The 20,154-nt window shown below is 73.0% G+C and carries 20 protein-coding genes and 1 tRNA gene; 13 read left to right on the forward strand and 8 right to left on the reverse strand.

The annotated features are described in order from the left end of the window. Window positions 1–43: 43 nt before the first annotated feature. The gene (locus HNR12_RS17695; protein ID WP_179768668.1) at window positions 44–1,300 is read right to left on the reverse strand and encodes an SMI1/KNR4 family protein; all 1,257 of its coding nucleotides are present in this window, start codon (window positions 1,298–1,300) and stop codon (window positions 44–46) included. Between the two features lie 158 nt (window positions 1,301–1,458). Here HNR12_RS17695 and HNR12_RS17700 point away from each other — a divergent pair, with 158 nt between their 5' ends. From HNR12_RS17700 to HNR12_RS17715, 4 genes are read left to right on the forward strand one after another with little or no spacing between them, the layout of a single operon-like run. Continuing rightward, window positions 1,459–1,794, forward strand: a complete 336-nt coding sequence (locus HNR12_RS17700; RefSeq protein ID WP_179768669.1) for an ArsR/SmtB family transcription factor — start codon at window positions 1,459–1,461, stop codon at window positions 1,792–1,794. After that, complete coding sequence (locus HNR12_RS17705; protein ID WP_179768670.1) at window positions 1,787–2,221, forward strand: SRPBCC domain-containing protein; 435 nt, start codon at window positions 1,787–1,789, stop codon at window positions 2,219–2,221. Before HNR12_RS17700 ends, HNR12_RS17705 begins: the two co-directional genes overlap by 8 nt. Before the next feature lie 42 nt (window positions 2,222–2,263). Then, entirely contained in the window at window positions 2,264–2,632 is a 369-nt protein-coding gene (locus tag HNR12_RS17710) for a nuclear transport factor 2 family protein (RefSeq protein ID WP_179768671.1), read from the forward strand. 12 nt (window positions 2,633–2,644) lie between these two features. Then, on the forward strand, window positions 2,645–2,992 hold the full coding sequence (locus HNR12_RS17715; RefSeq protein ID WP_179768672.1) for a TfoX/Sxy family protein: 348 nt from the start codon (window positions 2,645–2,647) through the stop codon (window positions 2,990–2,992). Window positions 2,993–3,079: 87 nt separating this feature from the next. Here the strand turns inward: HNR12_RS17715 and HNR12_RS17720 are convergent, their stop codons facing one another. After that, on the reverse strand, window positions 3,080–4,054 hold the full coding sequence (locus HNR12_RS17720; RefSeq protein ID WP_179768673.1) for a helix-turn-helix transcriptional regulator: 975 nt from the start codon (window positions 4,052–4,054) through the stop codon (window positions 3,080–3,082). 179 nt (window positions 4,055–4,233) lie between these two features. Between HNR12_RS17720 and HNR12_RS17725 the strand changes: the two genes are divergently transcribed. Continuing rightward, the gene (locus HNR12_RS17725; protein WP_179770683.1) at window positions 4,234–4,587 is read left to right on the forward strand and encodes a RidA family protein; all 354 of its coding nucleotides are present in this window, start codon (window positions 4,234–4,236) and stop codon (window positions 4,585–4,587) included. A 55-nt stretch (window positions 4,588–4,642) separates the two neighbouring features. On the opposite strand, the gene HNR12_RS17730 is transcribed toward HNR12_RS17725, so the two are convergent. Together HNR12_RS17730 and HNR12_RS17735 are read right to left on the reverse strand one after the other, a co-directional pair. Next, window positions 4,643–5,119, reverse strand: coding sequence for an NUDIX hydrolase (locus HNR12_RS17730; protein ID WP_179768674.1), 477 nt, complete (start codon window positions 5,117–5,119; stop codon window positions 4,643–4,645). A gap of 352 nt (window positions 5,120–5,471) precedes the next feature. Continuing rightward, window positions 5,472–5,545: transfer RNA gene (locus HNR12_RS17735), tRNA-Gly, on the reverse strand. A gap of 101 nt (window positions 5,546–5,646) precedes the next feature. Here HNR12_RS17735 and dcd point away from each other — a divergent pair. Further along, window positions 5,647–6,246 (forward strand): dCTP deaminase, encoded by a 600-nt coding sequence (gene dcd / locus HNR12_RS17740; protein WP_179768675.1) that lies wholly within the window; start codon window positions 5,647–5,649, stop codon window positions 6,244–6,246. A gap of 3 nt (window positions 6,247–6,249) precedes the next feature. Here the strand turns inward: dcd and HNR12_RS17745 are convergent, their stop codons facing one another. Then, complete coding sequence (locus HNR12_RS17745) at window positions 6,250–6,813, reverse strand: rhomboid family intramembrane serine protease (RefSeq protein WP_218902840.1); 564 nt, start codon at window positions 6,811–6,813, stop codon at window positions 6,250–6,252. A gap of 1,025 nt (window positions 6,814–7,838) precedes the next feature. On the opposite strand from HNR12_RS17745, the gene HNR12_RS17750 reads away from it, so the two are divergent. From HNR12_RS17750 to HNR12_RS17760, 3 genes are all read left to right on the forward strand, one after another. Further along, the gene (locus HNR12_RS17750; RefSeq protein ID WP_179770684.1) at window positions 7,839–9,179 is read left to right on the forward strand and encodes a quaternary amine ABC transporter ATP-binding protein; all 1,341 of its coding nucleotides are present in this window, start codon (window positions 7,839–7,841) and stop codon (window positions 9,177–9,179) included. Continuing rightward, complete coding sequence (locus HNR12_RS17755; protein WP_179768677.1) at window positions 9,179–10,420, forward strand: ABC transporter permease; 1,242 nt, start codon at window positions 9,179–9,181, stop codon at window positions 10,418–10,420. Before HNR12_RS17750 ends, HNR12_RS17755 begins: the two co-directional genes overlap by 1 nt. 130 nt (window positions 10,421–10,550) lie before the next feature. After that, the gene (locus HNR12_RS17760; RefSeq protein WP_246425609.1) at window positions 10,551–11,441 is read left to right on the forward strand and encodes a glycine betaine ABC transporter substrate-binding protein; all 891 of its coding nucleotides are present in this window, start codon (window positions 10,551–10,553) and stop codon (window positions 11,439–11,441) included. Between the two features lie 64 nt (window positions 11,442–11,505). On the opposite strand, the gene HNR12_RS17765 is transcribed toward HNR12_RS17760, so the two are convergent. From HNR12_RS17765 to HNR12_RS17775, 3 genes are all read right to left on the reverse strand, one after another. Next, window positions 11,506–12,003 (reverse strand): hypothetical protein, encoded by a 498-nt coding sequence (locus tag HNR12_RS17765; RefSeq protein ID WP_179768679.1) that lies wholly within the window; start codon window positions 12,001–12,003, stop codon window positions 11,506–11,508. 296 nt (window positions 12,004–12,299) lie between these two features. Beyond that, window positions 12,300–13,229, reverse strand: a complete 930-nt coding sequence (locus HNR12_RS17770; protein WP_179768680.1) for an alpha/beta hydrolase family protein — start codon at window positions 13,227–13,229, stop codon at window positions 12,300–12,302. 304 nt (window positions 13,230–13,533) lie between these two features. After that, complete coding sequence (locus tag HNR12_RS17775; protein WP_308118473.1) at window positions 13,534–14,328, reverse strand: IclR family transcriptional regulator; 795 nt, start codon at window positions 14,326–14,328, stop codon at window positions 13,534–13,536. A gap of 315 nt (window positions 14,329–14,643) precedes the next feature. On the opposite strand from HNR12_RS17775, the gene HNR12_RS17780 reads away from it, so the two are divergent. From HNR12_RS17780 to HNR12_RS17795, 4 genes are all read left to right on the forward strand, one after another. Then, window positions 14,644–15,618, forward strand: coding sequence for a 5-dehydro-4-deoxyglucarate dehydratase (locus tag HNR12_RS17780; RefSeq protein ID WP_308118474.1), 975 nt, complete (start codon window positions 14,644–14,646; stop codon window positions 15,616–15,618). A gap of 99 nt (window positions 15,619–15,717) precedes the next feature. Beyond that, complete coding sequence (locus HNR12_RS17785; protein ID WP_179768683.1) at window positions 15,718–17,010, forward strand: glucarate dehydratase family protein; 1,293 nt, start codon at window positions 15,718–15,720, stop codon at window positions 17,008–17,010. A gap of 137 nt (window positions 17,011–17,147) precedes the next feature. Continuing rightward, the gene (locus HNR12_RS17790) at window positions 17,148–18,581 is read left to right on the forward strand and encodes a GntP family permease (protein WP_179768684.1); all 1,434 of its coding nucleotides are present in this window, start codon (window positions 17,148–17,150) and stop codon (window positions 18,579–18,581) included. A gap of 44 nt (window positions 18,582–18,625) precedes the next feature. Then, a complete protein-coding gene (locus HNR12_RS17795; RefSeq protein ID WP_179768685.1) occupies window positions 18,626–20,140 on the forward strand; it encodes an aldehyde dehydrogenase (NADP(+)) in 1,515 nt (504 codons plus the stop codon). Window positions 20,141–20,154 lie beyond the last annotated feature (14 nt).

The raw sequence follows: 20,154 nt of genomic DNA on the forward strand, positions 1-20,154 counted from the left end.
GCGCCCGGCCGCCGCCGCCCTCGCTCCCGCGCGCCGGCGGCGGTCAGCCCGTGGTCGCGGGCGGGGTGCCGTACTCGGTGGTCCAGTCCGCCCCGAGCGGCCATTCGCGTCGCGGCCGGCGGGGGTGGACGCCGACGACGGCCAGGTGCGGCGGGCCGCCGAGGGCCGACAGTCCGCGCCACTGCTCCGCGGTGACCTCCAGGTACCGCAGGCCCGCCAACCCGGCCACCGCGGCGAGGTCGGCTACCGGGGCCGCCGCGATGTCCAGCGCCCACAGGCGGGGCGCCGAGCGGAGCGGGGCCAGCTCGACGGGCCGCGCACTGGCGACCGACAGCGCGCGCAGCTCCGGGTTGCGCGCCGGCGCCGCGAGGTCGGCGGCCGCCACGTCCAGCTCCAGGTACTCCACGGGAAGGCCGCCGAGGGCGGAGAGGTCGGGTGCGCCGTCGCTCGCCAGGGCCAGGGAGAGGACGTCGGGCGTCTCGGCGAGGAACGCGCAGTCCGCGGCGCCGGTCACCCGGACCTTCTGCACGCGCGGACCGGCCTGCCTCGCGTCCTCGGGCGAGGGCGGTCCGCCGCTGTACTCGGCGGGTTCGACGGGCAGGTCCGGCAGGTCCGACTCGATCCACAGGCTCGTGTCGTGCCGGACGTAGGCGCCGCGTTCCAGGGCCTCCACCAGGCGGCGCAAAAAGGCGGTCACCGAGTCGGCGACGTAGGTCGGGCCCTCGCCGTAGTCGACCCCGACCGCGATGACCTGCCCGGGGCGGCCCCGCGGTCCGGGGTCCATGTCCACGGCCAGCCAGTTGCCGCCGGTGTCGGTCGCGAACCGGATCCAGCCCGGGCGCAGCGGCGACCGCCGGACGGCGCCGGGCGGCCGGGAGTCGAACACCGTGCGGCGCCAGGGTTCGTACTGCCACTCCTGCGCGATGTCGAGCCACTCGTCGTCGTGGTCGGCGATCTCGGCGAGGGAGAACCACTCGTTGCGGTCGAACAGGGGGTTGACGAGGTCGCCGTCGCCGTCGGCGACACCGTACAGCGCGCGGAGGTCGGGCGGCAGCGCGAGGCCGAGGTCGTCCTCGGCCGCGGCGATGTCCGCCTCGCTCGCGGGCGGCTGCAGCGGCTCCTCGTACCCCAGGATGTCGGCCATCAGCCGCCGGTAGCGGTGGAGCAGCCGCACCGCCTCGTCGGGGTCGCCGGCGGGCGCCGCGCCCCGCGGCCCGTCCTGCTCGTCGCCCCGGTCGGGCGGGACGAACTCGTCATCGATCACATAGAGGGTCGGCTGCTGCCGGGAGGGGGTCGCCATGGCCCGGGAACGTAGCAGCCGCTTGCGACAGGCCGGAGCCCGCGACGCTGACTCCGCGCCCGCGCCGGACGTCCAACAACCAATCTTTGTACTCACAAGCATAAGTACAAATGAATCCTTGTGCTAAGCTTGCGCCGCATGAGACGGAGGAGGTGGAGATGGGCGTCGCGGACGCGGTGGACCTCGACCTGGCACTGCGCGGGCTCGCGGACGGGAATCGGCGCGCGATTCTGCGGGCGATCCGGTCGGAGCCGCAGCCGGTGGGCTCCATCGCCGAGAAGGTGGGGCTGTCGCAGCAGACGACGTCCCACCATCTCGGGGTGCTCCGAAAGGCGGGGCTCGTGGTCGGCACCCGCGAAGGCACGAGGCACCTGTTCGTGGTGAACACCGACGGGATCGCGGCGGTGCGCTCGTACCTGGACGAGTTCTGGCCGGCCAGGCTGGCGGCGCTCAAGGCGGTCATCGAGGCCGGGCAGGGCGAGGCGCGTGGCTGAGTTCCGCGACTCCGTCGACATCGCGGCGCCGCCCGAGACCGTGTTCGAGTACCTGACGACGAACGCGGGAATGGAGGCGTGGATGGGCCGCTACGCCGACCTCGACCCGACCCCCGGAGGCAGGTTCGCGGTCGACATCGCCGGCCACCCGGTTCGGGGCGAGTACCTCCACGTGGAGCGGCCGAGCCGGGTCGTGGTCTCGTGGGGGTTCGCGGGAAGTGAGGACCTGCCCGCCGGAGCCTCGACGGTGGAGTTCCGGCTGACCGCCACCACCACCGGAACCAGGCTCGATCTCCGCCATTCCAACCTGCCCTCCGCCGAGGTCCCCGGCCACGCCAATGGATGGGCGAACTTCCTGCCCCGCCTCGCGGTCGCCGGCGCGGGAGGCGACCCGGGGCCTGACAACTGGGTCCCGCATTCCGCCTGACCGAAACGCCGCCGGTTCGCGGCACGAGCAAAGGACGATCCCATGACACACAGCGCGCAGAGCACCGCCTACGACGTCGTCAAGAAGTACCACCACGCCTGGACGGGGGGCGATGTCAAGACCGCCATGGGCTACGTCGCCGACGACGTCACGTGCCGCGCACCGGGCATGGACATCGACGGCAAGGACGCCTACCGGAAGTTCATCACCGGATTCGCGCCCGCGCTCACCGGTATCGGCGACATCGCCGAGTTCACCGACGGGGACCGCGTCGCGCTGTTCTACTACCCGCAGACAGCGGCGACCTCCACGACTCCCGCCGCCGAACTCTTCACCGTCGAAGGCGGGAGGATCAGCGAGAGCGTGCTGATCTTCGACCGGCTCTCCTACGGCCCGCCCGAACAGGACTGAGACGACCGCGCCATGACTCCCGAGCAGACCGTTCTCGTCGAACGCGTCCGCGCTCTTCTCGCACACGGGCCGATGCCCCGGGAAGTCGCGATGTTCGGCGGCCGGTCCTTCATGGTCAACGAGCGGATGGTCCTCGCGGCACGGAAAGGCGGAGACCTGCTGGTGCGGGTCGACGCCGACCGGTATGAGGAGCTTCTGGACCGCCCTGGGGCGGCTCAGGCGTCGATGGGGCCGCAGCGTGACATGGGGCCGGGATGGATTGAGGTCGCGGCGCACGCCGTCAACGACGACGAGCACCTGTCCTTCTGGGTCGGCGTCGCGCTGGAGCACAACCGCGCGGTGACCGGCGGCCGCCCGTGAGCACCGCCCACGGGCGGTCTCCTCGGCGCCTGCGTCTGCTGTGCCGAGTCCCGCGGTGACAACAGCGGGCGCGCCGGGCACCGGCTCTCAGGCGGGCGCCCCGTAGCGGGCGGCCATCGCGGCGGCGCGGTCGCGCAGGGAGGCGCGCAGCCACTCCGGGGACAGGGTTTCGGCGTCCGCGGCGAGTTGCCACAGCGCCCACTCGGCGTGCCGCGCGTCCTGGAAGGAGACCTCCAGCCGCAGCCGGCCGTCCGCGTCGGCCTCCTCGGCGCTCACGGCCAGCGCGGTCGCCACCAGCTCCGCCCGCCGCGCCGGGTCCAGGCGCACCACCGCCCTGACCTGGTCGCCGCCGGTCCGAAACCGTGCGCCGCGTTCCCGCCACGCCCGATCGAGATCGACCCGGTCGGGCCGCTGGGCGGGTTCGTCGAGTTCCTCGGCGGCCATGACCCTAGACAGCCGGTAGGTGCGGTCCGCGCCGGACCTCGTGGCCAGCAGGTAGCCCTGTCCGCGCACGGTGACCAGCCCGATCGGGTCCACCGTGCGCCACTTCGGGGGCTGGTCCACGGCCGCGTAGTGGATGCGCAGCCGGTGTCCGGCGAACACCGCGCGCCGGATCGCGGCCACGACGGCGTCCGGCACGTCCTCCTCGACCAGCCGGCGCGAGAGGAGGTCGGTCTCCGGGTCGATGAGCAGTCGCCGGGCCCCGCCGGCCGCGACGGCCCGGTAGCTCTCGGGCAGCGCGTCGACCACCTTGCGCATGGCCGAGGCGAGCGCCGCCCCGAGCCCGAACGCCTGCGCGCCGCGCCGCGACCCGGCGACCAGCAGGGCGAGCGCCTCGTCGTGGCTCAGGCCGGTGAGCTCGGTCCGGAATCCGGGCAGCAGCGCGAAGCCGCCGTGCCGCCCGCGCTCGGCGTAGACCGGGACGCCGGCCGCGGACAGCGCCTCGATGTCGCGCAGCACGGTCCGGGTGGACACCTCCAGCTCGCGCGCCAGCGCGGCCGCGGACAGCCGGCCGTGCTGCCGCAGCAGCAGCACCAGCGATACCAGTCGGTCGGCGCGCACGCGGAAACGCTACCCGGAATACACGACAGAGGGTGTCGTGATTTGCCGGGAGGCTCTTCCCGCGACGTGGAAGACGCCGGCGACCGAACCGGCGGACGTACGCAACTCCCGACGAACCGAATGGAGCCGATGTGGCAGCGCAGCGAACGGCGGTCAACCCGTGGACGTGGTCCGTGGAGATGGGGTACCACCAGGGCGAGGTCGTCACGGGGCACACCCGCACCCTGTACTGCGCCGGGCAGACCGCGATGAGCGCGGACGGCGCGCCGCAGCACCCCGAGGACATGGCGGCGCAACTGGCGCTGAGCGTGGACAACCTTGAAGCGGTCCTCGCCCAGGCCGACATGACCCTCGCGAACCTGATCCGCCTCAACGTCTACACCACCGACGTCGACCTGCTCTTCCAGCACTACGGAGTACTGGCGTTGAGACTGGCCGCGGCCGAAGTGGCCCCGGCAACCACGATGCTGGGCGTGACCCGGCTGGCCATCCCGACCCTGATGGTCGAACTGGAGGGCACCGCAGTCGCCTGATACGGCCCAGCCGCCTCGGCTGGCCCCGCGAGCACGCCGATCCGGGACCGGCCGGTCACCCGATGTGGGGCGCGGCCGGTGCCTGGAGGAAGTGGTCGATTCGTAGGCGCATGGAGCGGTCCATCCGGTAGCCGGGCAGTTGGGCCTTGGGCACCCAGTGGACTTCGCGGGACTCGCTGCTGGGGGTGGGCTCGCCGGAGAGCTGCCGGGCGGTGAGGACGATGGAGAACTCCTGGCGCGCCTCGCCGTCGCTGGTGTAGAGGATGATGTGCCGGGGGTCGGAGTAGATCCCCGATATCCCGGTGATCTCGCAGGTGATCCCGGTTTCCTCGCGGGTCTCGCGCACCGCCGCCTCGGGCACGGACTCGCCCAGGTCGATGGCGCCGCCGGGCAGTGCCCAGTTGCCGTTGTCGGTGCGCCGGATCATCAGTACCTCATCGCGGTCGTTGACGACGATGACGTTGACCGAGGGGACGAGGCTGTTGGCGGGCGGGGCCTGGGGGTCGTCGAAGTAGTCGATCCGCCGTGCCATCGGCCTTCCTCCCTCACCCAAGCGGCGCCGCCTCGTCCCAGACGCGCTCGAAGCCCTCCAGGTACGTGCTCACCATCCCACCGTCGGCGATCCTGCGGGGGTGGAAGGCCGGCGCGCTGGACGACGGCGCATCGCAAGACAACGCGCACGGGACCTCGCCGATGCGCTCGGCAACGTGCGGCCGAGGGGCTCCAGCGGAGGCGCGGCGATGACAAGGGAGAGGACGTGCCGATGGCCGGTGCGCGGCGCTGGCATCCGGTGTGGCACGTATGCGGCACGACTCGGCTGACCCCGCCTGGAAAAGCGAGAGCCAGGTCACCGGAAACCCGGTTTGACCTGGCTCTTCGCTGTCTGGAGCGGATGACGGGAATCGAACCCGCGTTATCAGCTTGGGAAGCTGAAGTTCTACCATTGAACTACATCCGCGTGAGCCCGAGGGTGCTGGGCTACGGCGATAGCTTACCGGACGTCGGGCGTCCGCGGGTAACCGGATGTTGGGCGGGTGGCGACCAGGTAGGTTCTGGAGCGTGCTGCTCTCCGATCGTGACATCAGGTCTGAAATCGAGTCCGGGCGGGTCAAGATCGACCCCTATGAACCCGGGCTGGTCCAGCCTTCCAGCATTGACGTGCGGCTGGACCGGTACTTCCGGGTGTTCGAGAACCACAAGTACCCGCACATCGACCCCGCTGTGGAGCAGCCGCAGCTGACGCGGCTGGTCGAGCCCGACGGGGATGAGCCGTTCATCCTGCACCCCGGGGAGTTCGTGCTGGCCTCCACCTACGAGGTCGTGGGGCTGCCCGACGACATCGCCAGCCGGCTCGAAGGCAAGAGTTCGCTGGGGCGGCTCGGGCTGCTGACGCACTCCACCGCCGGGTTCATCGACCCCGGTTTCTCCGGGCACGTCACGTTGGAGCTGTCGAACGTCGCCACGCTGCCGATGAAGCTCTACCCCGGTATGCGCATCGGGCAGCTGTGCATGTTCCGGCTGACCTCGCCGGCGGAGTTCCCCTACGGCTCCGCGCAGTACGGATCGCGGTACCAGGACCAGCGCGGGCCCACGCCCTCGCGGTCCTACCTGAACTTCCGGTGGGGGATGAACGGCACAGGGGAGTCGTCGGGCGGGTAGGTGCTAGCGCGGGCCGGGCAGGCCCGGGGTGCCGTAGGATCCGTAGCCCTCAGCCGCGGCCGGGCGCCGGCGGCGGCGCGGGAGGATGTAGGCCGCGAACAGGCCGCCGATGAAGCCGAACAGGTGGCCCTGCCAGGAGATTCCCTCCTGCTGCGGCAGCACGCCCCAGATCAGGGAGCCGTAGAAGACGACCACGCAGATCATGATCACGATGTCGACGGTGCGCCGCTCGACGATCCCGCGGAGCACGGTGTAGCCGAAGTACCCGAACACCAGCCCGCTGGCCCCCACTGTGAGGGCGCCCTCGGGGGTGAACAGCCAGACCCCGATACCGCTCACCACCATCACGATCAGCGTGGTCCAGACGAACCGGCCCAAGCCGCTGAACGCCACCAGCGACCCCAGCACCAGGAACGGCACGGAGTTGCCGATCAGGTGGTTGAAGTCGGCGTGCATGAAGGGGTACGTCAGCACGCTCCAGGCGTTGGCCATGACCCACGAGCGCAGGCCGAAGGCGGCGTCGAGGGCGCCGCCGAGGACGGTGTCCACGATCTCAAGGACCCACATGGCGACCAGCATCGCCGCGACGGTGAGGAAGCCGACTATCCGGGAGTGCGTCACCTCTACGACTGTATGCGACGCGATCCCCGGCGGGTAGGGCGTTCGCGGGCGGTGGGAGTCCGCGGCCCGTTCGCCGGCGCGGCCTGCTGACGGGTTCCGCCGCGCCTCGGCGTCCCCGCCCTCGAACCGACCCCGAACCGACCCCGAGCCACCCTCGAACCGCACCCTGAACCGCCCCCCGAGACCGGGGCCGCGGCGGGCCCTGCCCGGCCTCCCGTGACCCCCCTCCCCGGCGGCGTCCGCGTTTCCGGGAGAACCGTCCCTGTTCACGGTGGGTGATGGGCGGCGCCGCGCTCGGCGGGCGCCCCCGCACCCCCCGCGCTCCTGTGCGCGCCCCCTCCCGCGCCCGCGCGGGCGGCTGCGGGGGGCGACCGGGCCGCCAGGTCGGCCGCTCCGGCGGCGTACCGCCCGGATAAGGCGGGATCACCCTACTCGCACGCGCCTGATCCGTGCGTAACCGTTTTGAGCTGCGGCAAAGTGAAGGAAGTGACGGTCTTCACGACTTTGCCGCATGTGGCGCAAATCACAATCACGCTGTCCGTCCTACCCCAAGTGCGGTGCGCACGTCCGCTTTCGGCTTCCTCGGCAAACGTAAACGTGTTATCTCTCCGTGACGATGGGACGGGACGGCGTCAGGTTTGGTCTGTATGGTTCGTACGGCCATAAACAGGACTTAAGGAATGGTGAGGACACGGCCGGTGCGCAGGACTTCTCGACCCGGTGCGGGGACCGCCGCCCCGGATCGAGAGCCCCTGGAGCCGGCGACGACGGCGTAGCGCGTACGCCGCCAACGGTGGAAACGGTCACCTTGTGTAACCGTTGACGCGGCTGTCGCGCGGTGCGCCCCCCGAGGAAGACGAGACCGCCCCCCGCCCGCCGCGCCCCCGGCCGCCCCCGGTCGGCCGCGCGGCGGCCGCACAGCCACAAAAGAGGAGACCGTGCCAGCAGTACGCGCAGACAAGCTCTACAAGATCTTCGGCAGACGCCCGGCCAAGGCGGTCGAACTGCTGGCGGACGGGCGGCACCGCGACGAGATCAGGCACCTCAACGTCACCGCCGCGGTCATCGACGTCTCCTTCGAGGTCGAACCCGGGGAGATCTTCGTGGTCATGGGCCTCTCGGGCTCGGGCAAGTCCACGCTGATCCGGATGCTCAACGGCCTGCTGCCCCCCACCGCCGGCACCGTCCAGATCGACGGCACCGACATCACCGCCATGCCCAAGTCGGGCCTGCGCAAGCTGCGCAGCGAGAAGATCAGCATGGTCTTCCAGCACTTCGCGCTGTTCCCGCACCGCACCGTGCTGGACAACGCCGCCTACGGCCTGGAGGTCCGCGGCGTCGCCAAGGAGGAGCGCCACGCCAAGGCCCGCGAGGCCCTGGCCCTGGTCGGCCTGGAGGGCTGGGAGGCCAAGGTCCCCGGCCAGCTCTCCGGCGGCATGCAGCAGCGCGTCGGCCTCGCCCGCGCGCTGGCCGCCGACACCGACATCATCCTCATGGACGAGGCGTTCAGCGCGCTGGACCCCCTGATCCGCCGCGACATGCAGTCCCAGCTGCTGGAACTCCAGGCGCGCCTGGGCAAGACGATCATCTTCATCACCCACGACCTCAACGAGGCCATGCGCCTGGGCGACCGCATCTGCGTGCTGCGCGACGGCCGCGTCGCCCAGATCGGCACCGCCGAGGAGATCCTCAACGACCCGGCCAACGACTACGTGGCCCAGTTCGTCGAGGACGTCGACCGCACCCGCGTCCTCACCGCCTCGTCGGTGATGGAGGCCCCGATCCCGGTGATCGACCCCGACAAGGGCCCGCGCGCCGCCCTGCGGACCATGCGCGACAACCAGACCGTGTCGGCGTTCGTCGTGCGCCGCAACCGCCAGCTCGTCGGCGCGGTGCGCGAGGACGTCATCGGCGCGGCGGTCCGCGACAACGTCAAGGAGTTGGACTCCCTCATCGACACCGGCCTCGCGCGCGTGCACCCCGACACCCCCGTGGCCGACCTGTTCGCCCAGGCCGCCGAGAGCCCCTACCCGCTGGCCGTGGTCGACGACTCCGACCGCTTCGTCGGCGTGATCCCGCGGGTGACCCTGCTGGCGGCGCTCGCCCCCACTACCGGCTCCGACGACGGCGGCGCCGCGGAGTCCGCCGCCCCCGAGGGCGCGCCGCCCGCCGCGCCGCCGCCCGACGGCCCGCCCGCCGCCGAGGGCGCCCCCGGCACCGCCGACGCGCCCGAGGCCGCCGCCGACGCCGCGACCCACAGCGCCGCCGACACCGCCACTGACACCGACACCGCCGCGGAGGGGAGCCGCTGATGACCGCGCCAACCCTGACCGTGAGCGTGCCGCGCGTGCCCGTCGGCGACACCTTCGACGCCGCCATCAACTGGCTGCGCGCCAACTTCGAGCCGGTCTTCGACTTCGTCGGCATGGTCATCGACGTCTGCGTCGAGACCCTGTTCCACCTGTTCGCCATGACCTCGGCGACCCAGTTCACCCTGGTCGCCGCGGCCGTCGTGGGCGGCGCCCTGCTGGTGCGCCGGCACCGCGTGCCCACGCTCATCGCCGTCGCCGTGTGGGCCGGGTTCTACGTCGCCGAGCTGGCGGGCGGGCTGGTGGCCACCGTCATCAGCTCGCTGCCCGCGCCGCTGTTCCTGTGGGCCATGGACCTGTTCGGCTCCGAGTACGTCTACCCGCCGCTGGTGCTGGCGCTGCTGCTGCTCGCCGCGCTCGTGGCCGTCTCCTTCGCGGTCAGCCGCGACCGGCGGATGTGGCTGACCGCGGTGGCGGCCACCGCCGTGCTGCTGCTGGTCCTGGTGCTGCACTTCGTCGTCGGCGTACAGCTGTCGCTGCTGGTCGCGCCGCTGCTGGTGCTGCTCGCCCTGTTCGTGGCCGGCTGGAAGGTCGCCCTCTTCAGCGCCCTGGGGTTCCTGCTGATCATCAGCATGGAGAAGTGGGACAACGCCATGAGCAGCCTCGCGCTGATCCTGGTCGCCACCGTGGTGGCGGTCGTGGTGTCCCTGCCCATCGGCATCCTGGCCGCCCAGAACGACCGCGTCAGCGCCGTGGTCAAGCCGGTCCTGGACTTCATGCAGACCCTGCCGGCGTTCGTCTACCTGCTGCCCGCGATCGCTTTCTTCAGCATCGGCACCGTCCCCGGTGTCATCGCCACCGTCATCTTCGCCATGCCCCCCGGCGTGCGGCTCACCGAGCTGGGCATCCGCCAGGTCGACAAGGAGCTGGTCGAGGCCGGCGAGGCGTTCGGCGCGCCCGACTCCCAGATCCTGCGGCGCATCCAGCTGCCGCTGGCGCTGGCCACGATCATGGCGGGCGTCAACCAGATCATCATGCTCAGCCTCTCGATGGTCGTCATCGCCGGCATGGTCGGCGCCGGCGGCCTGGGCAACGACGTCTACACCGGTATCGCCCAGGGCAACGTGCCCGTCGGCTTCGAGGGCGGTATCGCCGTCGTGGTCCTGGCGATCTTCCTGGACCGGCTGACCGGCGCCGTCACCCGCTTCTCCCCCGCCGCCCGCGCGCAGCGCGCCGCGGCCTGACGGCTCCATCCCCCGCCCTGCCGGGACCCGCGCCGGGACAGGGCTCCCTGATATGACCCGCACACACACTGGAGGAATCGTGAGCGACCGCAAGCGAAGGTTGATCGGCGTCGGCGCCGCCGCTGCGTCGATGGTGCTCCTGGCGAGCGCCTGCGGCGGGGGCGGTGAGGGCGTCTCCACCGGCCCCGAGGAGGGCGAGGGCGGCGGCCAGGACATCACCATCGGCCTGATCCCGTGGGAGGAGGGCATCGCCGTCACCCACCTGTGGAAGGTCATCCTGGAGGAGAAGGGCTACAACGTCACGATCGAGAACGTCGACGTGGCGCCCGTCTTCGAGGGCACCGCCAACGGCGACATCGACCTCTTCCTCGACACCTGGCTGCCCAACACCCACGGCGACTACTGGGACCAGTACGGCGACAGCCTGGAGGACCTCGGCGCCTGGAATGAGGGCGCCAGCCTGGAGCTCACCGTCCCCTCCTACATGGAGGACATCAACTCCATCGAGGACCTCAAGGGCGAGGGCGACACCTTCAACGGCGAGATCATCGGCATCGAGTCCGGCTCCGGTCTGGTGCAGACCACCGAGGAGGAGGCGATGCCCGCCTACGGCCTCGACGGCGAGTACGAGCTGGTGAAGTCCTCCACCCCGGCGATGCTGGAGGCCCTCAACACCGCCATCGAGGACGAGGAGCCGATCGTCGTCACCCTGTGGCGCCCGCACATCGTCTACGCCCAGCAGGACCTCAAGGACCTGGAGGACCCCGAGGGCGCGATGGGCGAGCCGGAGTCGCTGCACTCCGTGGGCCGCGAAGGCTTCGGCGAGGACTTCCCCGAGGTCGCGGAGTGGCTCGGCGACTTCAAGCTGGACGACGAGCAGATCAACTCCCTGGAGACCTCGATCATCCTCGACCACGAGGGTGCCGAGGACGAGGGCGCGCGCGCCTGGCTGGCCGACAACCCCGAGTTCGTGGAGGAGACCCTGGGCGCCGACGCCGAGGGCCTGGACTTCAGCTCCTAGGACTCCGCCCCGCTGGACCCGTCGACGCGGGCCGTGCCACGCCGGCGCGGCCCGCGCCGCCTTTTCAGCGGCGCCGGCCCGGGGCCAGGGAGCGGTCGCGCGGCGGGATCCCGACCGCGCTCATGAACGCGTCGACCCGGGCCGAGGAGGTCAGCCCGGTCAGCGGCAGGTAGGGCCGACTGGCGCGGCGCCCCTCGACCGAGGGGAACTGGCGGGGCCGGCCGGCGGGGTCGCACAGCCCCAGCGAGCGCGTGGCGCCCGGCAGCACGTAGTAGGACCCGATGTCGGAGAAGGGGATGCGCACGATGTAGCGGCCCCGGATGTAGCGGAACTCGCCGTCCTCGACCTCCAGCACGGGCACCTGGATGCGGTAGCCGTCCCAGACCAGCCAGCAGCCCGCCACCGCCACGAGCGGCCCGATGAGGATCCCGGCCCAGTGCTGCCAGACCACCGACAGGACGGTTCCGGCGACCCCCAGCACCGCCAGTGCCGCTCCTCCCCAGAGTTCGCCCCGTTTGCGGCCCCGGGGGCAGATCAACCGAACCGTATCGGACACGGACATGCCTCTTTCGCTGCGCACGAAACGGGGAGATGGCGGTATCGCCGTCCGCACCATATCGGTTCCGGGGCCGCGCGGATGGGCGTTCGGCACCTTTCGCCCGTCCCGTTCGCGGCGTTATGAAGTTGTTATGGCGTTTTGGGTTTGACGCGCGCACCGTTTCCCCGCGCTCACCGCAAGGGGCCGCGCACACGCCGATGGCGGCCGCCGGCCGCGACCGCCATCGGTCTCCCGCTCCCTGCTCCGGTGCCCGCCGGGGCGCCCGCCGGTCCGTCGGCGGCGGGCGCCTTCGGACCGGGTCAGGAGGAGTGCGGGCAGGTGTCCCGGTACTCCGAGATGTCCAGGTCGGGGCCGGGAGCCGGGCAGAGGAACTGCTCGTAGCGCATGTCGTTGTCGATGAAGCGCTTCAGCCACGCGATGCTGTACTTGGCGATGGTGGTGTTGTTGGTGTTCGGCGCGAAGTGCGAGGCGCCGTTGAGCTCCAGGTACGCCTTGTCCAGCGACCCGGACAGGCTGTTGTAGAACGGGATGGAGTGCGTGGTCACCGAGGCGATGGTGTCGTTCTCGGCGCCGATGATCATGGTCGGCACCTGCACCTCGCCCCAGCTCTTGTCCAGGTTCCACGGCGTGAGCGGGATGGCCGCCTGGAGCTCGGGCCGGTCCGCGGCGATCTCCAGGGTGCCGCCGCCGCCCATGGAGTGGCCCATGGCGCCCAGCCGGTCGGGGTCGATGATGTCGGCGACATCGCTGTCCTCGACCAGGTAGTCCAGTGCCGCGCCGATCTGCTCGCCGCGGTCGGCGGGCTGGTCGTAGCGGGTGTTGGTGTCGATGGTGAACACCACGAAGCCCTGCGAGGCCAGGCGCGGGCCGATCCACGCCATCGAGGTGGAGCTGGCGGTGTAGCCGGGGGCCACCACCACGGCGCCGAAGTCGCCCTCGCTGTCGTCGGTGGGGTAGTAGATCGTGCCGCCGCCGAAGCCCGGCACCAGCGACGACACGTCCTCCTCGGCGGTGGGGAACGGGCCGCGCAGCGCCTCGATGCTGCGCTCCGTGGGGTCGGGGCCGCGCTCGTAGGGGTTCTCCTGGGCCTGGGCGGGGGCGGCGACCGCGCTGATGCCGCCGAGCGCGAGGGCCAGGACGGCGGCGACCCGGCCGGCGGCCTGGGCGGCGGTGGTCCGGGGCGCCGACTCCGGCGCCGCGTGGTCGGGCGTGGTGGTGCGAGCGAACACGGGGGTACGTCCTTTGCGTCGTGGCGGAGCGCGCGGGGGCCCCGGGGGAGGGGTCCGCCGGCGAAAGGGGGTCCGCCGGATACCACAGGGGGATCGGGGGATCGGGAGCCGGCCGGCCGCGCGGGGGTCGGGGGCGGGGGATGATGGGGCCCGCGCGGGGCGGCTCGCGGTCTACGCGAGGGCCGTGCCCGGGGCGCCGATGCGGTGCGCGGGCACGTCGTAACTATCCGAGATCGTCACAGCACTGGGTATCCGTTGAATCACCAGTGTGGTGTCATCGCAGGTCCATGCGGTGACAAGACGGTTACCCGCGGAACGCCCCGAAGGAGGTCGAGGCGCCGCGCTCCAGGGTGGCGCGGACCTCCAGCAGCGCGCCGATGGCGGTGTCGGCGACCTCGGGGGTGTAGCGGGCGGCCGGCAGCGAGCAGCTCAGGGCGTCGACGGCGGGGCGGTCGTAGCGCAGGGCCACGCCGATGCAGCGCAGGCCCACCACGTTCTCGCCGTCGTCGGTGGAGTAGCCGCGTTCGCGGATGCGGGCGAGTTCGGCGAAGAGCGCGGGCCGGTCGGTCAGCGTCCCGGCGGTGACGGCGGGCAGCGGGTCGGGCAGCAGGGCGTCGACCTCGGCGTCGGTGCGCTCGGCCAGCAGCGCCTTGCCCAGCGAGGTGCTGTGGGCGGGCAGTCGGCGGCCGACCCGGCTGAAGGGGCGCAGGTAGTGCCGGGACTCCCGGGTGGCGAGGTAGACGACGTCGGGGCCGTCGAGGCGGGCGAAGTGGACGGTCTCGCCCAGGCGCTCGCTGAGGGCGTCGAGGTGGGGCCCGACCATGGCGGTGCGGGGGTCGGCGTCGATGTAGCCGGTGCCGGCCAGCAGCGCGCGGATGCCGATGGCGTACAGCGAGCCGGTGGGGTCGGTGCGCACCCAGCCGCGCCCGACCAGGGTCTGCAGCAGCGCGTAGAGGCTGCTGCGCGGCACGCCCATGCGCTCGGCCAGCGTGCGCAGCGTGGCGGGGGAGTCGAGTTGGCTGAGCACCTCCAGCAGTTCGACCGTGCGGGCGGCGGACTTCACCTCCCGCACGCCGTTGGCGGCGTCGTCGTCGGCCACCGGGGACCTCCTGTGCGCGGGCGGGGCGGAGCGGGACTGGTCGGGGTCGGGCGGCGGCGCGCGCCGCCGTCCATGTGGGCGGATTCTATCCATAACCGTGAACGGGGAACGCCCAGGAAGGGGCGGGTGCGCGGCGGCGGCGCGGGGCCGGGCGAACCCCGCCGGGCGCCTGCCTTGGCGGCGCCCGCGGCGGGGGCTACCTGGCGCTATGGCGCTCGGTCACGGTACGGGCGTGTATTGACGCCGTGTGTCTCCCAGATTAACCTCCTTCTGCATACGAAAACGCTGTCTACATATGGAGACAATGTGAGCGCAGTGGGAGAGCCCCGCACCTTGGCGGACCGCCCCGACGACGTCCGGCGGACCGCCGAAAGCCTCGCCAAGGGGATGGACCGCGCCGTGCTGGCGTTCCCGCTGACCCCCTTCGACGCCGACGGCGACCTCGACCTCGGCGCCCTCCGCGCCTACCTCGACCACCAGCTCGCCGCCGAGCCGGGCGCGGTGTTCGCCGCCTGCGGCACCGGCGAGTTCTTCAGCCTGGCCCCGGCCGACTACGAGGCCGTGGTCCGCACCACCGTCGAGCACGTGGCCGGCCGCGCGCCGGTCGTCGCCGGCGCCGGCTACGGCAGCCGCCTGGCCGCCGAATACGCCCGCACCGCCGAGCGCGCCGGCGCCGACGCCGTGCTGCTGCTGCCGCCCTACCTGGTGCGCGGCCCCCAGGACGGCCTGGTCGCCCACACCCGCGCCGTCGCCGCCGCCACCCGGCTGCCGGTCATCGCCTACCAGCGCGACCAGGTCGCCTTCACCCCCGAGAGCCTGCGCGCGCTGGCCGCCGTGCCCAACGTCATCGGCCTCAAGGACGGCCACGGCGACCTCGACCGCATGCAGCGCCTGGTGCGGGCCGTGCCCGAGGACTTCCTCTTCTTCAACGGCGTGCCCACCGCCGAACTCCAGGCCCGCGCCTACTCCGCCACCGGGATCCCCGCCTACTCCTCGGCGGTGCACGCGTTCGCCCCCGAGATCGCCACCGCGTTCTTCCGCGCCCACGCCTCCGGCGACACCGCCGCCGTCGACCGCCTCCTCGACGGCTTCTACATCCCCTGGGTGCGGCTGCGCGACCAGGGCACCGGGTACGCGGTCGCGCTGGTCAAGGCCGCCGCCCGCATGCGCGCCGACGTGATCGGCGCCGACGTCGGCCCGGTCCGGGCGCCCCTGGCCGAGCCCGCGCCCGACCACCTCGCCGAGGCCGAGCGCCTGCTGGCCGCCGGCCTCGACCTCGCCGCGCGCTGACCCGCGCCGCCCCCGCACCCACGGCACCGCGCCCACGACCGCCCGCCGCCGCGCCGGGCACCGCGAAGGACCCACACCGCAGCCGCTAAGGACTCCCACATGGCCTACACCACCGACCGCTTCGTCCGCGAGGTCCGCGTCACCCCGATCCTGATCACCGACCCGCCCCTGCTGAACCTGTCGGGCGTGCACCAGCCGCTGACCCCGCGCACCGTCGTGGAGGTCGAGACCGAGGGCGGCCACGTCGGCCTCGGCGAGACCTACGGCGACACCGAGTACCTCACCGCGATCCAGCGGGTCGCCCCGCGCCTGGCCGGCACCGACGTCTCCCGGCCGACCGCGCTGCGCGCCCTCATCGACGACGTGCTGGGCCACGACGACGCCGCCGCCACCGCCGCCGACGTCCCCGCCTCGGGCCTGCGCGGCAAGCGCGACCTCGCCAAGCTCAAGGCCAGCGTGTTCTCGGTGTTCGAGGTCGCCTACCTCGACGCCTGGGGCCGCCACCTCGGCGTCCCCGTGCACGCCCTGCTCGGCGGCAGGGTCCGCGACCGGGTCGACTACAGCGCCTACCTGTTCTACAAGTGGGCCGGCCACCCCGGCGCCGAGCCCGACTCCTGGGGCGCCGCGCTGGACCCCCAGGGCGTGGTGGAGCAGGCCCGGCTGTTCGTCGAGCGCTACGGGTTCGGCTCCATCAAGCTCAAGGGCGGCGCGTTCGAGCCCGACCAGGAGATCGCGGCCATGCACGCGCTGCGCGCCGCCTTCCCCGACATGCCGCTGCGCCTGGACCCCAACGGCGCGTGGTCGGTCGAGACCGGCCTGCGCGTGGCCCGCGAGCTGACCGGGGTCCTGGAGTACCTGGAGGACCCCTCGGCCGGGGTGGACGCCATGTCCCGCATCCACGCCGAAACACACATGCCGCTGGCCACCAACATGTGCGTCACCGGGTTCGACGAGGTGCCCGACGCGTTCGCCAGGAACGCCGTGCAGGTCGTGCTGTCCGACCACCACTACTGGGGCGGCCTGCGCGCCACCCTCGACCTCGCCGCGCTGTGCCGCACCTACGGGGTGTCGGTGTCCATGCACTCCAACACCCACCTGGGCATCAGCCTCGCCGCGATGACGCACGTGGCCGCCGCCGTGCCCAACCTGGAGCACGCCTGCGACACCCACCGCCCCTGGCAGGACGAGGACGTGATCACCCGCCCGCACACCTTCACCGGCGGCGCGGTGGAGGTCTCCGACGCCCCCGGCCTGGGCGTCGAGCTCGACACCGACGCGCTCGCCGACCTGCACCGCCGCTGGAAGGACAGCGACGTGCGCGACCGCGACGACGTCGCCGCCATGCGCGCCGTCAACCCCGACTGGACCGCACCCCGCCTGCCGCGCTGGTAGCGCGCCGCCGCTCCCGGGCGCACGCCCCCCGGCCCGGGAGCGGCCGGCCCGCCCCGCCTCCCCGCACCCGCGCGCCGCGCGGCCCGGCGGCCCACCACGCCGGGACCGCCCGCCCACCACCCTCGAAGGCTCCCCGCATGCGACCCCTCACCACCGCCGACCCGGCGGCGCGGCTGCTGGCCGCCGACTCCCCCGAACTCGCCTGGACCCTGCCCTCCTGGGCGCTGATCTGTGCCGTGGCCCTGGGCGTGGGCCTGCTCCTGCTGCTCATCATCCGCGCCAAGCTGCACGCCTTCGTGGCGCTGCTGCTGGTCAGCGCGGCGGTGGGGTTCGCCGCCGGGCTGCCCCTCTCGGAGATCCCCGCCGTCCTGGAGGACGGCATGGGCGCCACCCTCGGCGGGATCGCGATCATCGTGGCGCTGGGCGCCATGCTCGGCCGGATGATGGAGGAGACCGGCGCCGCCCGGCTGCTGTCGCAGCGGCTGCTGGCGCTGTTCGGCGAGCGGCGGGCGCCCCTGGCCATGGGGGTCACCGCGCTGGTCTTCGGCATCCCGGTGTTCTTCGACGTCGGCTTCATCATCCTGGTGCCGCTGATCTACGCCGTGGCGCAGCGCTCGCGGCACTCCCTGCTGGCCGTGGCCCTGCCGGTGGCCGGCGGCCTGGCGATGATGCACGCCGTGCTGCCGCCGCACCCCGGGCCCGTGGCCGCCGCCGAGCTGCTCGACGCCGACCTCGGCTGGATCGCGGTGATGGGCCTGGTCTGCGGCCTGCCCGCCTGGTACCTGGGCGCCTACGTGTTCGGCACCTGGCTGGGCCGGCGCCGGTTCGTGCCGGTGCCCGCCGCCCTCTACGACGAGGCGCGCGCCGAGGCGGCCGAGGGCGAGGGCCGCGCGCCCTCGCTGGGGCTCACGCTGACGATCGTCGTGCTGCCGGTGGTGCTGATCCTGCTCAACACCTTCGCCGGGGTGCTCTTCCCCGCCGGGCCGGTGCGCGAGGCCATGACGTTCGTCGGCCACCCCATCAGCGCGCTGACGGTGGCGACCCTGCTGTCGTTCTGGCTGCTGGGGCTGCGCGGCGGGTTCACCCGCGAGCGGATCGAGAAGGCGGCGAGCGCGTCGCTGGGCCCGGTCGCGCTGGTGCTGCTGGTGACCGGCGCCGGCGGGGTGTTCGGCGAGGTGCTGGAGGCCACCCGGGCCGGCGAGGCCGTGGCCGACCTGCTCGGGCGCACCGCGCTGCCGGTCATCGCCCTGGCGTTCCTCATCGCCACGGCGCTGCGGGTGGCGCTGGGCTCCAAGACCGTCGCGATCGTCACCACGGCGCCGATCGTGGCGCCGCTGGCCGATCAGGCGGGGCTGTCCCAGCCCGAGGTGGCGCTGGTGGTGGTGGCCGTCGCCGCCGGCGGGACCGTGCTGTCCCACGTCAACGACTCCGGGTTCTGGCTGATGAACCGCTACCTGGACCTGGACATCAAGACCACGCTCAAGAGTTGGACGATGATGGAGACGCTCATGGGCGTGTGCATGTTCGCGATCGCCTGCGCCATCAGCGCCGGGATCGCGCTGGCCGGTTGAGCGCCGGCCGCCGACCACGAGACGAACCCGACGAGGGGAATGGCATGACCGAGATCGCCAGTATCGACCCGCGCACCGGCACGCCGGTGGAGGTGGTCGCCGAGGAGACCGGTGCGCAGGAGCTGGACGCGCTGTGCCGCGCCGCCGGCGAGGCGGCCGCGCCGTTCGCCGCGGCGGGGCGCCAATGGCGCGCCGGGCTGCTGCGGCGCATCGCCGCCGAACTGGAGGCCGACCGCGAGGCGATCGTGGAGCTGGCCGACCGCGAGACCGCGCTGGGCCCCACCCGCCTCAACGGCGAGCTGACCCGCACCTGCTACCAGTTCGAGCTGTTCGCCCAGGCGGTGGAGGAGGGCTCCTACACCGAGGCGGTGATCGACCACGCCGGCGACACCCCGATGGGCCCGCGCCCGGACCTGCGCCGCATGCTGCTTCCGCTGGGGCCGGTGGCGGTGTTCGGGGCGAGCAACTTCCCGCTGGCGTTCTCCGTGCCCGGCGGCGACACCGCCGCCGCGCTGGCGGCGGGCTGCCCGGTCGTCATCAAGGCGCACCCCGCGCACCCGGCGACCTCGCTGCGCACCTTCGCGGCGCTGGAGCGGGCGGCGGCGGCCGAGGGCGCGCCCAAGGGCGTGCTCGCCCTGGTGCACGGGGTGCGCGCGGGCGCCGACCTGGTGGCGCACCCGGCGATCCGCGCGGTCGGGTTCACCGGGTCGCTGCGCGGCGGGCGGGCGCTGTTCGACATCGCGTCGTCGCGGCCCGACCCCATCCCCTTCTACGGCGAGCTGGGCAGCGTGAACCCGCTGGTGGTGGCCCCGGCGGCGGCCTCGGCGCGCGGGGAGGAGATCGCGCAGGGCATCACCGGGTCGTTCACGCTGGGCGCGGGGCAGTTCTGCACCAAGCCGGGCCTGGTGTTCCTGCCCGAGGACGAGGCCGGGACCTCGGTGGCCGACGCCATGGCCCAGGCCGTGGGCGGGCTGGCGCCGGGCGTGCTGCTCAGCGAGCAGGTGCGCGGCGGCTACGAGGAGGGCACGCGGCGGCTGGCCGGGTCGGCGGCGGTGCGCAGCCTGGCCGAGGGCACCGCGCCCGAGGGCACGGGGTGGGGCGCGGCGGTGCGGCTGCTGGCGACGTCGGCGGCCGACCTCACGGCCGAGACCGCCGAGGAGTGCTTCGGGCCGGCGACGCTCGTGGTCACCTACCGCGACCGGGACGAGCTGGCGGAGGCCCTGGAGCGGGTGCCGGGGTCGCTGACGGCGACGCTGATCGCCGACGACGCCGACGCGGAGTTCACCGCCGCGCTGGAGCCGGTGCTGCGGGACCGGGCCGGGCGCATCGTCTACAACGGCTACCCGACGGGGGTGGCGGTGGCGTGGGGCCAGCACCACGGCGGGCCGTGGCCGGCGACCACCAGCGCGCTGCACACGTCGGTGGGCATCACCTCGATCCGCCGCTTCCTGCGGCCGATGACCTGGCAGAACGCGCCGCAGGAGCTGCTGCCCGACGAGCTGCGCGACACCCCCGAGCACCCGCTGCCGCGCCGGGTGGACGGCACGCTGCGGGTGTGAGGCCGGGCGGCCCG

Origin of the sequence: Streptomonospora nanhaiensis, assembly GCF_013410565.1 — a bacterium.
GTDB lineage: Bacteria > Actinomycetota > Actinomycetes > Streptosporangiales > Streptosporangiaceae > Streptomonospora > Streptomonospora nanhaiensis.